This is a genomic window from uncultured Arcobacter sp., assembly GCF_937982575.1.
Lineage (GTDB): Bacteria > Campylobacterota > Campylobacteria > Campylobacterales > Arcobacteraceae > Arcobacter.
On sequence record NZ_CALJLR010000007.1, the window covers coordinates 1 to 18,894 of the forward strand.

Below are 18,894 nucleotides of genomic sequence, written 5' to 3' on the forward strand. Positions count from 1 at the left end.
ATCCTGTTCATCAGATTCATCCTGTTCATCAGATTCATCCTGTTCATCAGATTCATCCTGTTCATCAGATTCAGCAACATCCTGAATTACACCAGATTCAGCATCAGATTCATCCTGTTCAACAATTACAGATGCTTCTTCTTGCACATCTTCTTCAACCTTTTCAGGAATAGGAATAAGTATTGATGGGAATTTTTTAGCAACTTTCTCATCTACAAAATTTTCACCAACTTTAATAGGAAGTTTCCTATCATGATTGTCAACAACTAGGTTTGTTGGCACACCTAGTGCATTAAAGTATCTCTTTTTCATCTCTTAATATCCTCCTTTATTCGATATTACCAAATATATTGTTTTCATCAAAATTCAACACATCAGACTTTTGAGCATCAAATTCATCAGATTCATCACTATTATTTATATCAAAAAGATTTTCAACTGCATCAATATCAGTGTTACCAGTGTTAAAATCTTCATGACTATATTCAAATTCTACAACATCAAATTTGTATACCATCTTTTTACCAAATATATAAAAAGCTGTATGTTCATCTTCAATATGTTTTATTTCCATTATCTTATCAGCAAATTCAAAATAAATCAAGTCTGAAACTTGTGGTTTACCACCTAACAAATTATCCACATAGTCTATTTGTGCCGTCCATGTTTGTCTGTCATCAACTTGAAATCCAAATTTACCATATAAATCATTTTGACCAGCAAATTCTGTATATGACTCCAAATATAATTTCATATCTATAGCTTGATTAAACTGTGATAAAGTATCTTCACCAAGTATATAATCAGGATTGACAAGTGTGCGTGGTAAATACTTTACAGGCGCACCATACAGGTCAACACATTCAGCAGACATATTATTATACAAATCATACTCTTGATTATTATCAAAAAAATTAAACATTGTCAAGCCCAAAACATATCAACATTACCAGCATATTCATCTAAAAGTTGTGCTTCAAGCTCATCTTTCATTTCTTTATACTGTGACTGTATATTCTGCCAATTTATAGATATACCCGAAGGTAATGGAGAACCATCATATTTACTAATGTTTCTACCCCATACTATACCAGCAAGTGCTATTGTATACTGCTTAAGCCATCTGTTGTTATATATTGTTTCAACATTTGGAATCTTATGCACAAACAAAGCAACTTTATTACCAACTATATCTGAAACATCATAAAGATAAAATCTTTTTGTTGTACCATTATAATCAAATAAAAGCTTTTTGTCAAAGTAATTAGCTGTTTCTTCATACCTCATTCTGGATATAACAGTATCTACAAGAGAATAGCCACCAGAATAATAGACAAACTCATTTACATACATAGGCTGTGTTACAAGCAATGGTTCATCATTTAAAACTTCTCTTTCTGGAAAAACATATTCAACTGTATATATTTCATCTGGTAGTGTATATTCATTTGTATCAGAATTAGTATCCACAATCAATATACCGTTATCAAGACCATCTACATGATGTTCATAGAATCTATCCAATCCATCCTGTATAACATGTTCCAACTGATTATCAGTTATTTCTATGTTAATGTTTGGACTTCCCAACTCTTCAAGTATATATGTTTTAAATTGAGCCTTTGTTGTAATCATTATTCACCTTAGAATAAGCTTAATATTTCTATAGCACCAGCAATTGTTGTATTACCACCAATAGGAGTAACAACAATTGTTAATGTTTCAGAATCGGTTGCATCATAATTAACTGTTAGAACTTTTTTAGACTTTGCTGAAGCAAGTCCTGTTACTGGTGAAGTATTTGTAGCACCAATATAACCTGAAAAAATAACTGTTCCACCTGTTATAGCTGTTGCGCTAATATCTTTTTCACCTATACAATCTGTATCTATACCAACAAAATTAGCACCAGTTAATGTTCCATTTAAAACAATCTCAATATAACATCCATAGTTACCATTATTAAAAAGTTGATATGATTGTGGTTTAATAATGCCTCTGTTTTCTTTACCATTAAAATGTGTTTTTGGTCTAACAGAAACGATAGGTGTTCTAACACCATTAGAAACTGCTTTTAAAGTTGTGCCTGAATCAGCACTTCTAAAACATCCAGCAACATCAGAAACACCACCTTCAGACATAACAGATGAACATATTTGTTTCATTGAACATGGCTCTGTTGAACTAATATTTTCTATTTCATATCTAACAGGTAAATTAGCAGTAGTCATATAAACAGAATCATTAATATTTGAATTCTTAAATTCATGAACATATATAATCAGACCATCAATATTGAAACCACATCTAACTCTACCAACACCAAGCCATTCCATATCAATCACAAAAATTTGTGCCTTAGAAAAGTCAAATTCTATATCAACACCACCATTAGAATCACCATCAAGATTATCAAGATTCCATTCACTTTGGGGTATACGCTTTTCAGACACAGAACCAGTGGTATAACTTCTGAGAACAACATAATTTATATTATCCGCACCTTTCTCAAAATAAACACCATTCTTTTCATCAAAATATCCAACCCTCTTTCTAACACCTAAAGAGTTAGCACCCATCACACATGATAGATTTATAAATTGACTTTTTGCTGGATTGTATCTAAAATATTCTTTTGTCTGTCTAATAACCTTAGAACCTATATCACCAGTTGTATTAAGACTTAAACTAGCTTCATTAGGTAGATGTGTAGTCGTTCCAGTAGCACCAACATCAAAAATTGTATGCCATAGTGGGGCATAATCCCAATACTCTAACTGAGAATCAAAAAGTGTTACCGCCTCTGATACTCTTGCTTTTCCAAACGCATCAACTGAAGGGGTATCACCAAATTGTATATATTGATTATTTCTTCTTGGTATACTCATTTTATAAATCCTTTAATCTTTGTTTTTAACATATCAATAAAATATCCAACACCAATATCATATATAATTATTGCTAATATTGATATAACCATTCCATCTATTATAGGAGAATGAACCATTTCATATATATTATAACTTTTATTAATATATGCTGTTCCAAATCCTAAAAAGAACACAATACATCTTAATGTTGTTCTTCTTACACCCCTATGCATAATCTTATTAGCAATGGGATTTATAGCAACTTTTACAAACTCCATAACCACTATATTAATGAAAAGTGATATAACTATAAATTCTATATTTAAAAATATTCCCATTATTCACCCTTAATCAGTTTCTTTATCTGCTTTCCAGCCTTTATCAACCTCATCATAAAACTTTTTCTTATCTTCATCACTAAGTTCATTAGGCGATTTAACATTATATTTTGCAAGCATCTTCTCAAAATATTTGTCATATGCTGATTTCTCTTCACTTAATAAAACCTGTATCAAATCTTCTCTTTTCATTTGCTTTCCTCACATATGGTATTTTCATCAGAACATAACTGATTTTTAAAATCATTCCATTGATTCAGACATGATTTTGTAAGTTTAGATTTAACTATGAGTGTTTTTGCATTTGTTTCATCTAAACAATAACTATTGCCACATTTATGGAAAATGACTTTCTTATCTATATTTATACATTTAGGAATTACAGGTACAGATACCTTAACCGTTTCTATCTTGATAACAGGTTTAGGTATATATACTTTTGGGTCTTTCTCAAAACAACCCGTTAAGATTGTTAAGGATAGTATCATCACTATCAATAGCTTTCTCATTTGAATCCCCCAACATATCATTTATTATCTCTTTACAATCATCTTGAACCCTGACTATTCTATCCTTATAGACTGTAACAGTTTCAGGTTCTTGATTCCGAAGCTTATTTATTATAACCAAATTATCATCATTTATAAGTGATAACTCTTTATTTCTATCCATTAAAGTTTCATTGGAAATTTTGTACTCTTGAATGGTCTTTCTCTGTTCTACAAGTTCAATTTTTTTACTATTGATGCTAGTATTTAAAAAGAATATATATACAAATACTCCTATTATAACTGATATCTTTAAAGTATTTTTGTTTAATAATTTACCCAATATGAATGTCATTTTAACCCCTTAGATGTGAGTATAATAGAAAGTATCGTGCCTAAAAAGAATATCAGAGTAGTAAACATGTTACCCATTATCCAATACTGCAATTTAGCCTGTTTATCATCAATTTTTGCTACTTCTGCTTTATAATCATCTGAGTAAGATTTAAAGTCTTTCTTAATATCTTCTTTTATCTTATTATCTTCACTATTTATATGCTTGTATATTTTACCATCTGATATGTTAAGCTCATCAATATTATCTTTCATTTGACTCATGGAATAGTCTATCTTCTGATGAATTAACGCAACTGTTGATTTGAACTCATCACATTGATTGTTACACTTACCTTCAAATTCTTTAAGCTTTTCATTGTGATTTGAACATAAAGGCGATTCACCATCTTTCAACTTAGAAATTTCCTTTTCATGATTTTCAATCTTTTCAAGTATCAAGTCAATTTTAAGGCTAGTTCTTTGAAATTCTTTTTGTGTTTCATGCTGTTCTTCAATTTGTTTTGTAAGTTTATTTAATATATCTGTTTGTAATTTTTGACCGATGGTAATATCACTAATCGTTTGAACACGTTTAGCTTCACGTTCTTCACTAGTTTCAACTATTTTAGCAATACGTTCAACTGTATTAGCCAAAATTTCTAAATGATTAGATATAGAATTAATTTTCTTATCTTGTTCTTCAATTTTATTGTTTAAATGGTTTACTTGCTGTTCCATGTCGATTGCCATATACTAAACACCTTTATTCTCTTTTTATTATTTATCTTTATAGATAAGTTCTACATGCGGATAATCATTAAAAGTTTGGTCGTTATATTCACCATCTCTATCCCAATCTCTACCCCATCTAAGGTAACAATTATCAGGTATGGTGACACCAGTATTCCATTCTTTCATTAAATTAAAAATAGAGTCCATTCTGCCAAACATTACTGCATATCTCATAAGCATATCTGGTGATTCATCCCACATATTATCTTTTGGAGCAATATCAACCGCTTCAGATAGTCCTTGGTCATTTGCTTCATGTTTGGAGACTTTGACCTTTGTGTTAGACCCTGATGAATATAAACTCATTTGCCTTTCATGTGACCTTAGAGTTTCTATCACCTGATAATCATCATACACATCAAGTGTCATTCTAACTACTGCTCGTAGTATAGGGTGGAGTAATTCTATATCTTTATTAATCTTCATAATAATTTATATTATTAAGGGTTTAAATTTGTTACTGTTAATGTAGTATTTACATTTATAGTCACTACTCCAAATGAATGGAATTTGTATGTTGTGAAATCCACAGTGTCAGCGTCTAAATTGTATGTTCCAGTGGGGACATAACAACTTTCTCCTACTGTATCAAAAGCGTTCTGATATGTACTTTCTAATTCCAAATCACCAAACCAAGCCACTGATGGTGGTGATTTGAATAGTCGTTTCCAGCTATAACCAGTTCCATCAAAGATGATACCGTTATCAGCAGTTGTAGAAGCAATACGATTAAATACACCACCTCTTTCTTGGTCTTTAACTAATACTGTTGTTACACCCTTAGGAACTGATGTAAAATCAGCAACAGTATCAATTATAAATTCTATATCTCTTTCATCAAATTTTGACATTTATTTTCTCCTTAAACCATATATACTATGCTTAATGTTAAGTCAGATACACCAGAACTAATACTATCAACTGTTAAAGATGAATCAACTCCCGCTGAAGGTGATTGTCTAAGTTGAATAGCTGATGTCCCATTCAATATGTAACTGGCAACTTCTGAACCTGTATAAGTAAAGTTATCAAGTACAACAGAACCTATGTGAGTTCCAAATGATGCTTCAGGTAATCCTTGAATATATAGGATATTCGTGCCTGTCAATCCTGTTGTATCAATATTATTGAACTGTACTTGAACAAATACCAAATCACCTATCTTTGTGCATTTAGCTGATGTTGCAACACTACCACTTACATTCCCTCCTGTTACAGCATCCGCTATAACTGGTGAAAATGAAATATCTAACTTTGAGAGTACGTTTGCACTATACAAACCACCTGTTCCTGTTAGCGTTCCTATTATTTCTTCATTATAAATCGAACCAACTGGTATTATACTAACATTGTTATAATAAATATCTGCTTCGGTATTTGATGCCCTGAGAGCATTTCCACCTGTTATGTGCCAGTCAGAAAAATTCAGTTCTTTATCTATTTTAGCTGAAATTAATACATTGTAAAAATCAGCACCCACCTCATCAACATCTGTAACATTTTGTGCCATGAAAAGTTTTGTTAATGATAGATTGTAAATTGCTTTAAAATCTGATGTTGCTTTAACATGAATATGTTTTGATGCATATCCATTATTATCACGGTTTGATTCAAAGTAACAGTTATCTACACGCAAATCATAGGTAGGGTTAACCGTAATTACAGCAACGTCAGAGCTTGCATCAGGTGATGCATTACCTTGAAAAGTGCATTGGCTGATATTGACACCATGACAACAATAATTATCAGATGTTCCTATTTTTATACCTCTGTTACCTCTTTCAAGTCTAGTTCTAACTATATTGCAATCCCATGCATCTGTAACTTCCATAAAAAATTCTTGATGATGAGTTGATTCACAATCAATGATGTCTATCTGTTGGATGAATGAGTTTGAAGATGGTAAAGCACTATCTTGTACAAATGGTTTGACAAATTCAAATGAACAATGTTCAAATCTACTTCTATACATCCTACCTAAATTGAAAGCTATACCAAATGACGGTAAAGACGTTGTTGGAGATTCATAAGTGACTTTATCAGCGTTATAAGTATCAAATCCTAAACCTTTAAAAGTCCAATTTTCAGATAAATCACTTGAACCAGACACGCCCGAAAACCCTATAACTCCACCATCTATGAGGAATTTTGATTTTTCACCAACTCCAAAAACTTGCTTACTTACTATATCTCCATAGTGGTCTACCGTATCGGCTGGTAAAAATATTGTTGATGATAATCTATAATCCCCTTCGGGCACAAATATAGAGGTGAATGAGTCTGTCATGCTCGTCAACAAAGTTGAATTGTCTGTTGTTCCATCTCCCACAGCACCGAACCATCTTACATTAACCGCACCACTGTAAATCCTTTCCCATCTACCAGTTCCACCAGCAGTAGGCTCAATAATAGTACCACCGTTATCAACTTCTTCAGACGTCCCATTCCATCTAAATGAACCGCCTCCGCCATCACCAGCAGTGTAATATCCATTTACAAAAATAGTAACACTTAGCCCATTAGGAATAGATGTAACATCATAATCTTTTAGTTCTTGAATCGTGTCAACCTTTACTGTATAATCTGTATAAGGAAGTAAATCTTCAAATTTCTTAAGTGCTGTTTGAAGATTTATAACATCGTCATCCCCGTATTCTTTTTGGAGAGTTCTTTCTCCTGTTTTCTTTATTTTAGCCATTTATACTATTCTCCTTATCTACTTGCTGTTATAGAAAATAAATACATTCCATTACTTGCCAAATTGACTGGTGTTGTGTCTGAACCAGAAATACGGCAGTTATAAGCAACTGAATCATTCTGATTAAGCCATATTTTACCATTCAATGCCATTGGTACGTCATATTGCCCATTATCTAGTGCTAATTCCCTTTCAATAACAAGTCTTTGGATTGAATTAACCCTAACGTCAAGTACGATACCACTATGAGAAGCGGTGAGTCCTGTTATAGGTAACACAATATTTATGTCATAGAATCCATCTTTTATTATCTTGAACGTACCAGTGCCAGTATAATTGAAATCATCTGTGTATGTATCAAGTATACTTAATATTGAAGCATTTGAAGATGAAAAGCTATTTGTCCCACCAGTTATATCAACAATATCGGATTCTGTTGCAGGTATAATAGCATTATAATCAGCTTCCACTTTCCATTGTGACACATCAAGAGACCCGAACACATAACGAGTCATATTTTTAATAGTAGACCCTGATGCCACACCGTCACCAAAGTTATTATTACTCTCCTTGATATTTGCAAGGTCACCAAAGTTAGCCATTGAATACACCCAATATATTGAGTTTCCAGCATCGATTGACCAATTCTGAATTTGGTTATTTGTTATACTCACGCCTTGTAATTTATTAGTTGTTGTTGCCGTTTCAAGTACCCTAATCATACATTTATTAGATGTTAATGAAAGGTCGTATGGTGTGAATATATTGCCATCTATTACACATCCCTTGACCTGCTTAATCCATATATCTTGTCCATGATTCGCTTCCAGTGTACATCCCCTTATAGAAAATCCTCTTGGGATTGAACCTGAAGCAGGTGGTTCTATAGATATACCACCTTCATAGTCTGAAGAACCATTAAGTGAAATGCTACAGTTATCAAATGATATTCCAGCACCACCACCACGATAACCATAAGAACCATTGTTTCTTAATTCACATGAAGTAAATCTAAGTCCCGCTGGTCTAGTTACTATAGCCTTGAAACCACAATCATTATTGTTATTTAAAACCACTTGGTCTAAATGAATATACCCCATAGTGTCATAATCATCTGAACTTGGCGTACCAACCCCATCAACACTCATACCATCATTGAAAAACTTGCATTGAACATCAAGAATTTTACCATGCCACAATCCACGTAGTTTTAGACCATACATAGTATTAGTAGCACCCGAACCTCTAAATGATATACCTTCAATGTTAATATTAAAAGCGTATGCATCTGTTGATAAGTCATCTTCATTAGTGTTTATTTGCATGAAATAATCCACACCTGAGAAACTGTCATTTTCTGTTAAGAATATGGTTTCTTGTGACCCATCTCCCTTAATCACAAGAGTGGGAATATCCAATCCTGCAAGAGAGTAAAATTGAGAAATACTGGTATTGTTTGTACATGAAACAGGTGTTGACCAGTAATATTTACCTTTTGGAGCATAAAAACTTCTTATGCCACTGTCATAAATAGATTGTATAATAGCGCCATTATCAAATGTATTATCGTCAGCTTTAGCACCAAACCATTTAATATTTATTAAACCACTATACACTCTTTCAAATCTTCCGTCACCACCAGCAGTTCTTTGAATTATTGTTCCACCATTATCAGCATCAGTGTTGTCTGGATTCCAATGGAATGTTCCACCACCACCATCACCTTCTGTATAATATCCAAGAACTTCAATAGCCACATCATTTTGATATGGGTTGTAATCTTTAAGTGCTTGAATATTAGGAAGTTTAACTATATAAGCACTAGAATTTACACCAATGAATGAAGGTGGTATTGCAACTTCTTCTATTCTAATCACATCAGTTGTATAAACATCAATTCCTAATTGAATTGTATATCCATCAATTTCCGTAACATCATCTCTTCTCTTACCATTTACATAAACAGCAAGAGCATTATTATTCTGAATATAAGGTGATGAAATAGGAAGAACTATATCTTCACCAGCTAAAATATCAGCACTTGGACTGAATACTTCATTTAAATGTGGAATATATTCATTATTACCAGTAGCACCCTTATCATATAAGAAGAAAAGGTTTTTCATAGTAGCTGTATCAGACCATGTTGCACGAATGTACATATCTGTAAAGCCTTCTGCAACATATATAATTTCATTTAAATCAAATGAAACCCAATCAACATCGTTTAATGAATATTCAAATGAAATATTGGCTTCAGTATCAATATCAGCTTTAAGTGTAAAATGATAAAATGTTGTTGCGCTTGTATCAAGCACCTGAGTTTCTAAAGTGTCACTTGTAGCACCCGTCCAACCTGAATCAGCACCATCCCATGTCGCATCAGTTGTAACTGTTGTAGTATCCTTAAAATCATCATAGTATAATTGTGTATATACTGAATTATTAAGAATTATATTAGCTTCAATATATTCTTCATCTGTTCCAGCACCACCAGTTCCACCAGCGGAGAAAACAAGCATCACGCCATCAGTCTGTGTAACACCCAGAAATACATCTGTTTCAGTATCAGTAGCAACACCAGCAGTAGTAGCAGAAAGATATAATCTTGTACCAGCATCATAAGCATGTCCTGTATTCACAAGACCGCCAAATCTGACAAGACCTTCTGTTACATCAGCATATCCAACTAAATTATAAGAATCAGCACTACCAACTATAGCTTTATAATAAATATTATCAGCTTCAGATTTATAAACCCAATCACCATCAATAACACTTCCATCAAATGTAACATTATAATAATCAACCCATTGAGATGTAAATTCATAGTTCACAGCAGGGTTTTGATATAAACCACCAGCCTTTTCAATAACATCTTTAATGTGTGGATGTGCATTAGGGTCATTATTGTGGTTTGAAACTTCTGTTGCTTGTGTATTAGTAAACGTAGATGTTTCAGATATATTATTAAGATTGATTATAATATCAAAGTTAAAATCTGATACTTCTGTATATGGGAGTGGTATAGGTTGACCAATCCAAAACAGTTTTTCAGCATCGTCTTTATTAGTTATAAATAAATATACCTCTCTAATAGTAAAATCTCCTGTTGGTGTTCCAGCAGGATATTCAGCTTCAGCGGGTATTTCACATGTGATTCTGATTGAATTAGAATCAATTTTTACAAAGGCTGATGGTACAGCCTCATATACAATCGTGTTTGCAGTTGTTCTAGTTACATCCAAAGCACCAACTTCACTAGATACAGCAAATTTGGAAAAATCTATTTTCCATCCATTAGTATCAGCTAAATAAGCTTCATTGATACCATTATTTGTAATTACACCAGCGTATGGACTTGCCATTTATATTTCTCCTTTAACTTGTAAATATATATCTTGGGTTAGGTAATATTCCTGTTGTATTGTTAAGATTTCCAATAAACAGTTCTGTACCAGTTTCAAAATATACTGTATATGAATGTTTAAAAGCACTTGTTATGCTCATGTTACCTTCAAAATATGTATCTAACACAACAGACAAGTTTTCTAAAAATCCAAGAGGTTTTACTTTCTGTAAAAACTCATATATAATAAGAACTGGTTGGTTTATAGTTAATGTGTATTCAAAAGGTCTAATTTCTTCAATTGAATGGGATAAATCTTCAACTGTATATTCATATAAAGTTGATGGGTCTACCCACTTATAACCTTCTAAATAATTAATTATGAAATCATAAATGTTCTTATTACCCTTTGTATTATTTATCCATTTAGCCATTTCAATAAAGGTTCTCAAATTATTATCAGAAAGTTTATAATATTTATCATCTAATAAATCAAAATACTGGTCATAAAATCTTAATAATAGTTCCGATAATATATTATTAACGTTATTGTTTTCAGTAATGTTTATGATTATATTATAAATTTCATCATTCAGGAATTTGAAATAATACTCTAAAAGCTTATCAAACTCTGGATACTCTTCTAATACAGCCTTATTTGAAAGCTCTCTAAATATTATAGATAAATCTTTTTTAATATCCATTTATCACCTTATCACACTATTAAATTGAGTGAAAAATCATTAAAATCTAAAAAAGTCTCTCTAAATAAAGAAAAACTTACTTGATTTGTAAACGTGAATGATATATCAATATCAACACCAAAATCATGAGTGAAAAACATTTCACCAGTGTTATAATATATAGTACCGACTTGACCTGTTCCAACCAGATTTAAATCACCAGTACCATCACCATTATCACTATCAGTAAGAGCGTTTCCACTAACATCAGCTGATATACTACCAATTGTAATTTGATTCCATAACCTTAAAACATCTTGATTGTTATAATATTTAACGGATGTGGTGTAAGAAACATCACTATAATCAATCTTATTAAGGTCATCTATATATCTTGTTAAGTTGGATTTGTTAAAAGTCTTTCTATACCCTATTAAATTGGCTAAATAATTATCTACTATATCAGCCTTAATATCAGCTAAAGTCACATCAAAATTATCACTTAATTTGATATCTATACTAGGTGTGATATAAAGTATATTGGTATATTTAAAATTATTGTTCAGTGTTACAACTTTATAACCATCAACAAAACTGAATATATCATCTATTTCAAGTGATGTTGGGTGTGTTTCATTATCATTTTTGATAGCTGTAAAATACACGTTGCCTATATTCTCTGTTCCATCGGCTTCAGGAACGATATTACTATCAATATCAACAAACTCTTTTTCGCCACCCCACGCAATTATGTTTGCATAAGATTCATAATTAGAGTATCTTTTAAGAACTGCTAAATAATCATCTTCTGTAACAGCCCTATTGTTAGTAACATAAAATTGTGGTGCTGATATCTTAATGCTTTCTATATCTTCTTCATCAACCCCATCAATCAATACATTAGAATCAACATCAAATGTTAAATCTGTACTTCCTGTGAATGCGGATGAAAGTGTTATAGTAGCTGAATTACCATTGTATAAACTACCGTTGGTTTTTAAATATTTAACTGTTACTACATCATTTTCAACAAGTTCAGTACATATAGTACCATTATCAAATTTTACATACATATATTCTAAATATTCTATGTAATAATTCTCATTATTAGGGTCAACACTATTACCATTGAGTAATGTTAGGGGTGTTGTAGATTCTGTTACTGTATCTGTTTCAGAGTCGTAAGGATATTTATAAACAAACAAATAATCGTTGTCTATATACTCCCTATCAGCTAATAAAAATCTTTGATAATCAGTTCCATCTGATGTATATTGTTGAACAGTCCATTCACCTTCTCTAAGTATTATATCGACTGTTGAATTTGCGGGTATTGTAAAGTTATCAACATTAACTAATGTTATGCTACCCATAGCAAAAGAACTATATTTTGGAATGATAACATCATTAACAATGTTTGTATTTGTCACTGACACTGTTATGTTTGCAGACTTTTTTCTCTTAGGTAGATAATTGAGCATATTTGAAAGATTGTATACACTCTTTTCCTGTGTTGCTGTAGCCATAAACATTTCATTCAATACCATATTAAGATAAAATAATTGATATTGTGTGTTAAATGCTAGTGTATCTATAATAACGGAAAGTCCAGATGCATCAAAATTATAATCTTTATATTCATCTTGACTCTGTAAAAACTCTTTAAGCTTGTCCTTGACTCCATCAAAGTCAGCTGGGTATATATTAGCCATTTATTACCTCTGTTGTAATTCTATTGTTAATTCATCATATTCATTTATTATATTTATTTTATAATAAATTTTGATATCCGCTCTATATTCATCAGGATACAAATCTATATCAATACTATCTATTGTGATTCTCGATTCCCAATTTTCCAATGCAAATATTATTTCTTGTTTTGCAACAGATATAAAAGCTGGTGTGAGTTTGTTAAAGAATAATTTTTTAACATTACTACCAAACTGTAAATTATATCTAACAGAACCAATTGGTGTTATGATTATATTAGTCATTGCTTGTTTTATAGCACTTTTATATTCTCTAATCCTGATATCATTAAATTCATTCAGAGTTAGATTTAAATCTATATCTGTATATATTGAATTAGCCATTTATTACCTCGTTTATTGTGGTGTTCCAGTGTTTAATGGACTACCATCATCAGTATATGGGTGTGTATGGTCTGCAAAATTAATACCATCTATACTAACCGCTGGTGAAGTAATACCACCACTAGGGGTCATGCTTGATTTTGTCGCACCAGAACCGCTTTCAATATTCCCATCAGCAATAATATTACCGTTTGATTTTATATTACCTGTAAAAATTGAATCAGGGGTATCCACTGTTACTTTACTACTAGCTGTCACATTAGCTTCGGTGCAGGTTATATTAACATTACCCGTAGCATCAATATTTGTATCATTACCTGTTTCAATAGTAACATCAGTAGTGACCACTAATTTAACATTAGAACCACTTTCAATATTGATATCACCATCAACTTTCTTATTCCAAGCACCTTTAACATGTTCGTTTTCATCAGTCTCAATAATCAAATACTTTTTAGCTTTAACCTTTTCAACTACTGTTCCGTCTGGATGTGTTTCAGTAAAAGAACCAGATTTATGATATATATGAATCCTTTCTTTACCATTAGTATCATCAATTTCAATTATATGACTTTTAGTAGCAATAACTTTATTATAAGGATATTCAGCATCATAAGCAGTAATCGGTTCAATAATATCAACACCACAAGCAGTTGTGGAATCAACATCATCTTTTTTAGTTTGTATGATAGTATCTTCAATTTTTTCATTTCTTGCTAACCTATTTAATGGGGATTCGTCTAACACTGAAGGATATTCACCATTAGGGTCTGAAAACCCTGTTGAAGAGTCTTGTAATTCTTTTGGTATTCTGGGTGCTACACCAAACACAACAGGTTTCTGCATATCAGAATCTTTAAAAAATACATGAACCACTGAACCATTTTTCAAACCATAATAATCACATTGACCATCTATATATGGTGAATTTGGTGGAAATGATAGTTCAGCCCAATACAAATCTTCAGTAGGTAAATCTGTTTTATTATCTGTATGAATACCAAGTATTCTAACCTGAACCCTACCTAATTTTAATGGGTCTATATTATTTTCAACAATACCTTCAAAAAACATTAGACTCTCTCTGTTATATTATCTTGTATAGCAAAATAGTTTGTTTTAACTAATGCTAAATTTTGTTCATATTTACCATCGTTATCAATGGAGTGATTTATATCAGTAATCAACCATTTACCACTAAACAACTCATGATAGTTACTTTTATTATCAATAGTTGGATAATTTTTCATAACAACTGATTGACCAGCATATCTTGAAATTGTACCATGTAACTTGATAACCAAGTTGTTATTAGAAAGACCTTTTATAAAAGGACTTCTATGGTTTATGATATCACTATCATGTGTATTTATATCATTCTCTACTGAATACAATTCATCAACAAACAATCTATTTTTACCCATGTTTGCAAAATTATCCATAATATCACTATAAGTATTTACAGTCTTTTCAATATTATAATTTATATCATCCAAACAATAATTTGTATTACCAAATATTTTAGATTTATAACTTAAAGGCAAATCAAAATAGTTATCAATCTTATATGAAAGTATGTTATCTGTTGAAGCCTGTTTTGATTCATCATATATATCAAATATTATTTCACCATACTCATCAGATAACATATCTTCAAATGTAGTAAACTTAAAAGACTCCATTGTTTCATAAAAGAAATAGTCTGGTCTTATAGCATTGGTAAGTATATAAGCAATATTTTCATATGCAGTCCAATAATTAGACAAATAATTAATATTTTCTGATTGAGTAGATTCAACCAATTTTGAGCTTTCAAAATGTGTCGTAACCTCTGTCAATATACTATCTATGCTTGTGTTAAATCTCTTTGAGAACCGTTTTCTCTCATTTGCTAACATTCCTTTAGATGAAACATATAGTATAACAATCTTTTTCTTTTCATCACGGATTCCAGCTTCATCCCTCTGAATCTTATATATGTCAAATTTCAAATTCTTGATATTATCTTCATCAATACCAAATGATACATTAATGGTTTCACCACCAATAATTGGCATATTCTTAATTATATCAATAGTATCTATAAGTATCAATTTACCTGTTATATTATATGTGAATATTGACTCATATAAATTGAGTGTTAGAAACAATTCTATTAGATTAATTGTTTCGCCTGTGTGAGAAACAAGTTCTAACTTATATATATTAACGTTTTTATATGTTAATGCATCAGCCATTAAATATTAGTCTCCACGAAATCAAATATAACCTGATTAAAAAAGTCTGGTTTTATAATCTGCAACGTTCTTCTATCATCATTTTCAGCATGTCTTATATCGTATATATATGACATAAACTCTCTATAAAATGATGTACTGAAATTATTATCAATCGCATCATTTATTAAACTAATCAATTCTGTTGATGTGTATGACTCAATAAAGCTTCTTAAAGCAACATCATTTAACTTTAAACTATATTCTATTAAATAGTTTTTAGTATTCTTCTCAAGACTATCTGAAAATAGGCTCTGAGTCTCGTTATTTATGCTTCTAATCAACGTTTCTGAATCTAATGGTATATCATATACTAAATCGTTAATGTTGTTTAAAATGGCTAACAGCCACCAATATTCAGCTTTACCGTATTTAGCATAAACAACCGATTCTAAACTATCACCATCATTCATAACATAATATTCGATAAGGTCATCACTAATGTTCAAAACTTTGTAAGCTTCAAATAAATCATCGTATGTAACACCATTAATAGTTATTTCACCAATAATATCAAAATATTTCATATTACATCACTCCTTGACCTCTTTTTAAGTTCAGTGAATGTAAGTCTTAAACTTGCTACCACTGGATGACCAGAATCAAAACTTAAAAATCTTCCATTGGGTTCATAGTCATATGTTATATTCGATAACACACATTGTTGTATGTTGAATAATTCCTGTATAGCATTATTAACAAGGTTTATAGATATAATCCAATATGAAGGATATTCTAATAATGGTGTTGTTGCTGAATTTGAATATTCTGGAATGCTAAGTCTTTCAAAATGTTTAAATATTTCATATAAAATATTTGATTCAGATTCCTGAGATGGAATCATATTTTCCCATGAAAATGTGAATGTTCTAAAATCTGTTCCTGAATATGATAATGTTGCATAATCGTTGAGAAATTGACCTCTTGTAAAATACTTTGAAAGACTTCCTGTTTTTTGTTGAACAGCTTGTCCAGCTTTAGCCAATCCACCACCAGCCAAATCTAATAAACCCTCTTCAGGATTCCAATTAGAATTGACGTTATTAGTCAGTCCTGAATTTGGTAGTGGTAATACAACGGAATCATCTTTTATTTCTTTTCTATTAACGGGAGCTTTAGTTTTAACAGAATCAAAGTTATAAGCATATGGTGTAAACACTATAAAAGGCGCATTACTTTTATCTACATCTAAAGGGAATTGTAACATTTAAATTTCTCTCACTTTTATATATTTATCTTTTTGTAAATTTGTTGTTGACATATATAATTAATTGGTTTATATTTAATTATAAACTAAAAAGAGAGGTTATATTATGGAAATCAAAAACGTAAACAAAATTCAAGTTGTTAATCTGGCTAAAAGAATACTTGCTAATTATCCCGAAGGTTTTATAGAAAGGGAAGAAGTCAGAACACTTGTAGCAGACCTTTTAACCTTTAAATATGGGTCTGGTACACTTGCAAGAGAATCAGATGTTAAAAATATAACTGATTCACTTATGACACAAATTTGAATAAAAAAGAGGGCAGTCTTTTTAGACTGCCCTCTTAAAAAGGATTGGAGGATAAAAATCCTATAGAGGTCTATTAAACAGGAAGGTTATTAATAAGAATCTTCCTAAAGTATTTATCACCGATAGGGTTAGCAACAAGACCATATCTTGTCTGGAAGAAGAGTCTTGGTTGACCATCTTCTTCACCGTTACCCTTCATGATTTTAAGAGGTACATAAGGTGCGTAGTAGAAACCAGCATCCATGTCATTACCTTTGTAACCAAGAAGTACATAAGAACCAGTTGCATAAATGTCAACGTAAACTTTAAGAGTACCGTTAAGAGTACCTACAAATGCTGATTTAGTAAAATCTACACCTGTTTTATCAAGTTTACCTGTCATTTCAAGAGCAGTAAGCACGTTTGGAGTAATGATAATCCAATTTGCTTGCCCTCTTTTTGTATCAACAGCAATTTGTCTTGCTTGTCTGGAAATTACAGCAAGAAGGTTCTGATATTTTTCAATTTCCCATCTACCATCAGCTGTAGAGTAATCCCAAGATGTTACAGCATTTGCAACAGCGAGTTCATTAACTTTAGCAATAAACTCTTGGTTCATTTCAACAGCAATCTCTTCTGAAGCTACTTGTGAAAGCAGTTGTTGAGCATTGATATTGTGAACCGCTCTAAGGTCTTCTTCAAGTTCGTTTGTAAACTTAGCTTTGACTTTTCTTGTTCTTGCTGTAACAGGAACACTTGAAATGTCAAATCCAATTTCTTTCATATCTGTTGAAAGTGCTTCACCATCAGCAGTTGTGTAAGAACCAGAGTAGTTACTAAGTACATATGGAAATGCAGTTTCGTTATCTACAACAGCGGATACTGTGTAAGTCGCTGTGTTAAGGTCTTCTTCTTGGAATGTACCTGAATCAACTCTTACAAGTACAACGTTACCTTCGATATAAAGAACTGTACCAGTAGCACCAGATGTATCGCCTGTAATTGTATCACCAACTGAAAGACCAGTTGAATCAGCAAATACAAGAATTGCAGAGTTGCTTCTTTTTACAGATGTATCACTGTCATTTGTGTAAGATGTCTTAAGTGTGAAAATCTGTTGTGAAGCAGATTGCATTTGCTGTACACCAAAAATATCTGTACCAATGAGAGCAGACATAGAACGTCTGAGAATTGGAAGATATTGTGGAACGTAAACAGCCACATCACCAGATACAGTAGATTCATCAAGGAATCCAAGTTGTTTTGCAATTTCACACTGAGTAGCTAAAAAGTAAGCCTCTTTAAAATCAGTGATTGCTTCAAGGTCTGGAACTTTTTCTCTAAAAATTTTCGCAGACTCTTTTTGTTCATCAGTTTCACCACTGAATTCAAGAACGTGTCTCCATTCATCAATGAGTTGATAAGCACCTTTATCTCTAAGGTCAAATTTCTCTGTGTTAATCATTTATTATTTC

Annotated in this window: 22 protein-coding genes; 1 reads left to right on the plus strand and 21 read right to left on the minus strand. The window is 31.5% G+C overall.

Annotated elements, in window-relative coordinates:
- From Q0617_RS06795 to Q0617_RS06890, 20 genes are all read right to left on the minus strand, one after another.
- Window positions 1-312: hypothetical protein (locus Q0617_RS06795; RefSeq protein ID WP_298751784.1), on the minus strand; the 312-nt coding region annotated here is incomplete at its 3' end.
- Between the two features lie 16 nt (window positions 313-328).
- Window positions 329-922: a hypothetical protein gene (locus tag Q0617_RS06800; protein WP_298751786.1), complete on the minus strand. Its 594-nt coding sequence runs from the start codon at window positions 920-922 to the stop codon at window positions 329-331.
- Between the two features lie 2 nt (window positions 923-924).
- Complete coding sequence (locus Q0617_RS06805) at window positions 925-1,635, minus strand: hypothetical protein (RefSeq protein ID WP_298751789.1); 711 nt, start codon at window positions 1,633-1,635, stop codon at window positions 925-927.
- Between the two features lie 8 nt (window positions 1,636-1,643).
- Window positions 1,644-2,888 carry a hypothetical protein gene (locus Q0617_RS06810; protein WP_298751792.1) on the minus strand — a complete coding sequence of 415 codons (1,245 nt, stop codon included), beginning with the start codon at window positions 2,886-2,888 and terminating at the stop codon, window positions 1,644-1,646.
- Entirely contained in the window at window positions 2,885-3,208 is a 324-nt protein-coding gene (locus Q0617_RS06815) for a hypothetical protein (RefSeq protein WP_298751794.1), read from the minus strand. The genes Q0617_RS06810 and Q0617_RS06815 overlap by 4 nt, the downstream gene beginning before the upstream one ends.
- Before the next feature lie 9 nt (window positions 3,209-3,217).
- Window positions 3,218-3,400 (minus strand): hypothetical protein, encoded by a 183-nt coding sequence (locus tag Q0617_RS06820; RefSeq protein WP_298751796.1) that lies wholly within the window; start codon window positions 3,398-3,400, stop codon window positions 3,218-3,220.
- On the minus strand, window positions 3,397-3,696 hold the full coding sequence (locus Q0617_RS06825; protein ID WP_298751798.1) for a hypothetical protein: 300 nt from the start codon (window positions 3,694-3,696) through the stop codon (window positions 3,397-3,399). Before Q0617_RS06825 ends, Q0617_RS06820 begins: the two co-directional genes overlap by 4 nt.
- The gene (locus Q0617_RS06830) at window positions 3,659-4,051 is read right to left on the minus strand and encodes a hypothetical protein (RefSeq protein WP_298751800.1); all 393 of its coding nucleotides are present in this window, start codon (window positions 4,049-4,051) and stop codon (window positions 3,659-3,661) included. Before Q0617_RS06830 ends, Q0617_RS06825 begins: the two co-directional genes overlap by 38 nt.
- Window positions 4,048-4,782 (minus strand): hypothetical protein, encoded by a 735-nt coding sequence (locus Q0617_RS06835; RefSeq protein WP_298751804.1) that lies wholly within the window; start codon window positions 4,780-4,782, stop codon window positions 4,048-4,050. The genes Q0617_RS06830 and Q0617_RS06835 overlap by 4 nt, the downstream gene beginning before the upstream one ends.
- Before the next feature lie 27 nt (window positions 4,783-4,809).
- Window positions 4,810-5,193 carry a hypothetical protein gene (locus tag Q0617_RS06840; protein WP_298751806.1) on the minus strand — a complete coding sequence of 128 codons (384 nt, stop codon included), beginning with the start codon at window positions 5,191-5,193 and terminating at the stop codon, window positions 4,810-4,812.
- Between the two features lie 71 nt (window positions 5,194-5,264).
- Entirely contained in the window at window positions 5,265-5,675 is a 411-nt protein-coding gene (locus Q0617_RS06845; RefSeq protein WP_298751808.1) for a hypothetical protein, read from the minus strand.
- 11 nt (window positions 5,676-5,686) lie between these two features.
- A complete protein-coding gene (locus tag Q0617_RS06850; protein ID WP_298751810.1) occupies window positions 5,687-7,522 on the minus strand; it encodes a hypothetical protein in 1,836 nt (611 codons plus the stop codon).
- A gap of 14 nt (window positions 7,523-7,536) precedes the next feature.
- A complete protein-coding gene (locus Q0617_RS06855) occupies window positions 7,537-10,890 on the minus strand; it encodes a hypothetical protein (protein WP_298751812.1) in 3,354 nt (1,117 codons plus the stop codon).
- 13 nt (window positions 10,891-10,903) lie between these two features.
- Window positions 10,904-11,575 carry a hypothetical protein gene (locus Q0617_RS06860; RefSeq protein ID WP_298751814.1) on the minus strand — a complete coding sequence of 224 codons (672 nt, stop codon included), beginning with the start codon at window positions 11,573-11,575 and terminating at the stop codon, window positions 10,904-10,906.
- 11 nt (window positions 11,576-11,586) lie between these two features.
- Complete coding sequence (locus Q0617_RS06865) at window positions 11,587-13,266, minus strand: hypothetical protein (protein ID WP_298751816.1); 1,680 nt, start codon at window positions 13,264-13,266, stop codon at window positions 11,587-11,589.
- A gap of 3 nt (window positions 13,267-13,269) precedes the next feature.
- On the minus strand, window positions 13,270-13,650 hold the full coding sequence (locus Q0617_RS06870; RefSeq protein ID WP_298751818.1) for a GPW/gp25 family protein: 381 nt from the start codon (window positions 13,648-13,650) through the stop codon (window positions 13,270-13,272).
- A 12-nt stretch (window positions 13,651-13,662) separates the two neighbouring features.
- Window positions 13,663-14,724 carry a hypothetical protein gene (locus tag Q0617_RS06875; protein WP_298751820.1) on the minus strand — a complete coding sequence of 354 codons (1,062 nt, stop codon included), beginning with the start codon at window positions 14,722-14,724 and terminating at the stop codon, window positions 13,663-13,665.
- On the minus strand, window positions 14,724-15,887 hold the full coding sequence (locus tag Q0617_RS06880; RefSeq protein WP_298751821.1) for a hypothetical protein: 1,164 nt from the start codon (window positions 15,885-15,887) through the stop codon (window positions 14,724-14,726). The genes Q0617_RS06875 and Q0617_RS06880 overlap by 1 nt, the downstream gene beginning before the upstream one ends.
- Window positions 15,887-16,453 carry a hypothetical protein gene (locus tag Q0617_RS06885; RefSeq protein ID WP_298751823.1) on the minus strand — a complete coding sequence of 189 codons (567 nt, stop codon included), beginning with the start codon at window positions 16,451-16,453 and terminating at the stop codon, window positions 15,887-15,889. Before Q0617_RS06885 ends, Q0617_RS06880 begins: the two co-directional genes overlap by 1 nt.
- Complete coding sequence (locus Q0617_RS06890) at window positions 16,450-17,133, minus strand: baseplate tail-tube junction protein (protein WP_298751824.1); 684 nt, start codon at window positions 17,131-17,133, stop codon at window positions 16,450-16,452. Before Q0617_RS06890 ends, Q0617_RS06885 begins: the two co-directional genes overlap by 4 nt.
- 106 nt (window positions 17,134-17,239) lie before the next feature.
- On the opposite strand from Q0617_RS06890, the gene Q0617_RS06895 reads away from it, so the two are divergent.
- Window positions 17,240-17,440: a hypothetical protein gene (locus Q0617_RS06895; protein WP_298751826.1), complete on the plus strand. Its 201-nt coding sequence runs from the start codon at window positions 17,240-17,242 to the stop codon at window positions 17,438-17,440.
- Window positions 17,441-17,513: 73 nt separating this feature from the next.
- Here Q0617_RS06895 and Q0617_RS06900 read toward each other — a convergent pair whose 3' ends face one another.
- Entirely contained in the window at window positions 17,514-18,884 is a 1,371-nt protein-coding gene (locus Q0617_RS06900; RefSeq protein WP_298751828.1) for a hypothetical protein, read from the minus strand.
- Window positions 18,885-18,894: the final 10 nt, after the last annotated feature.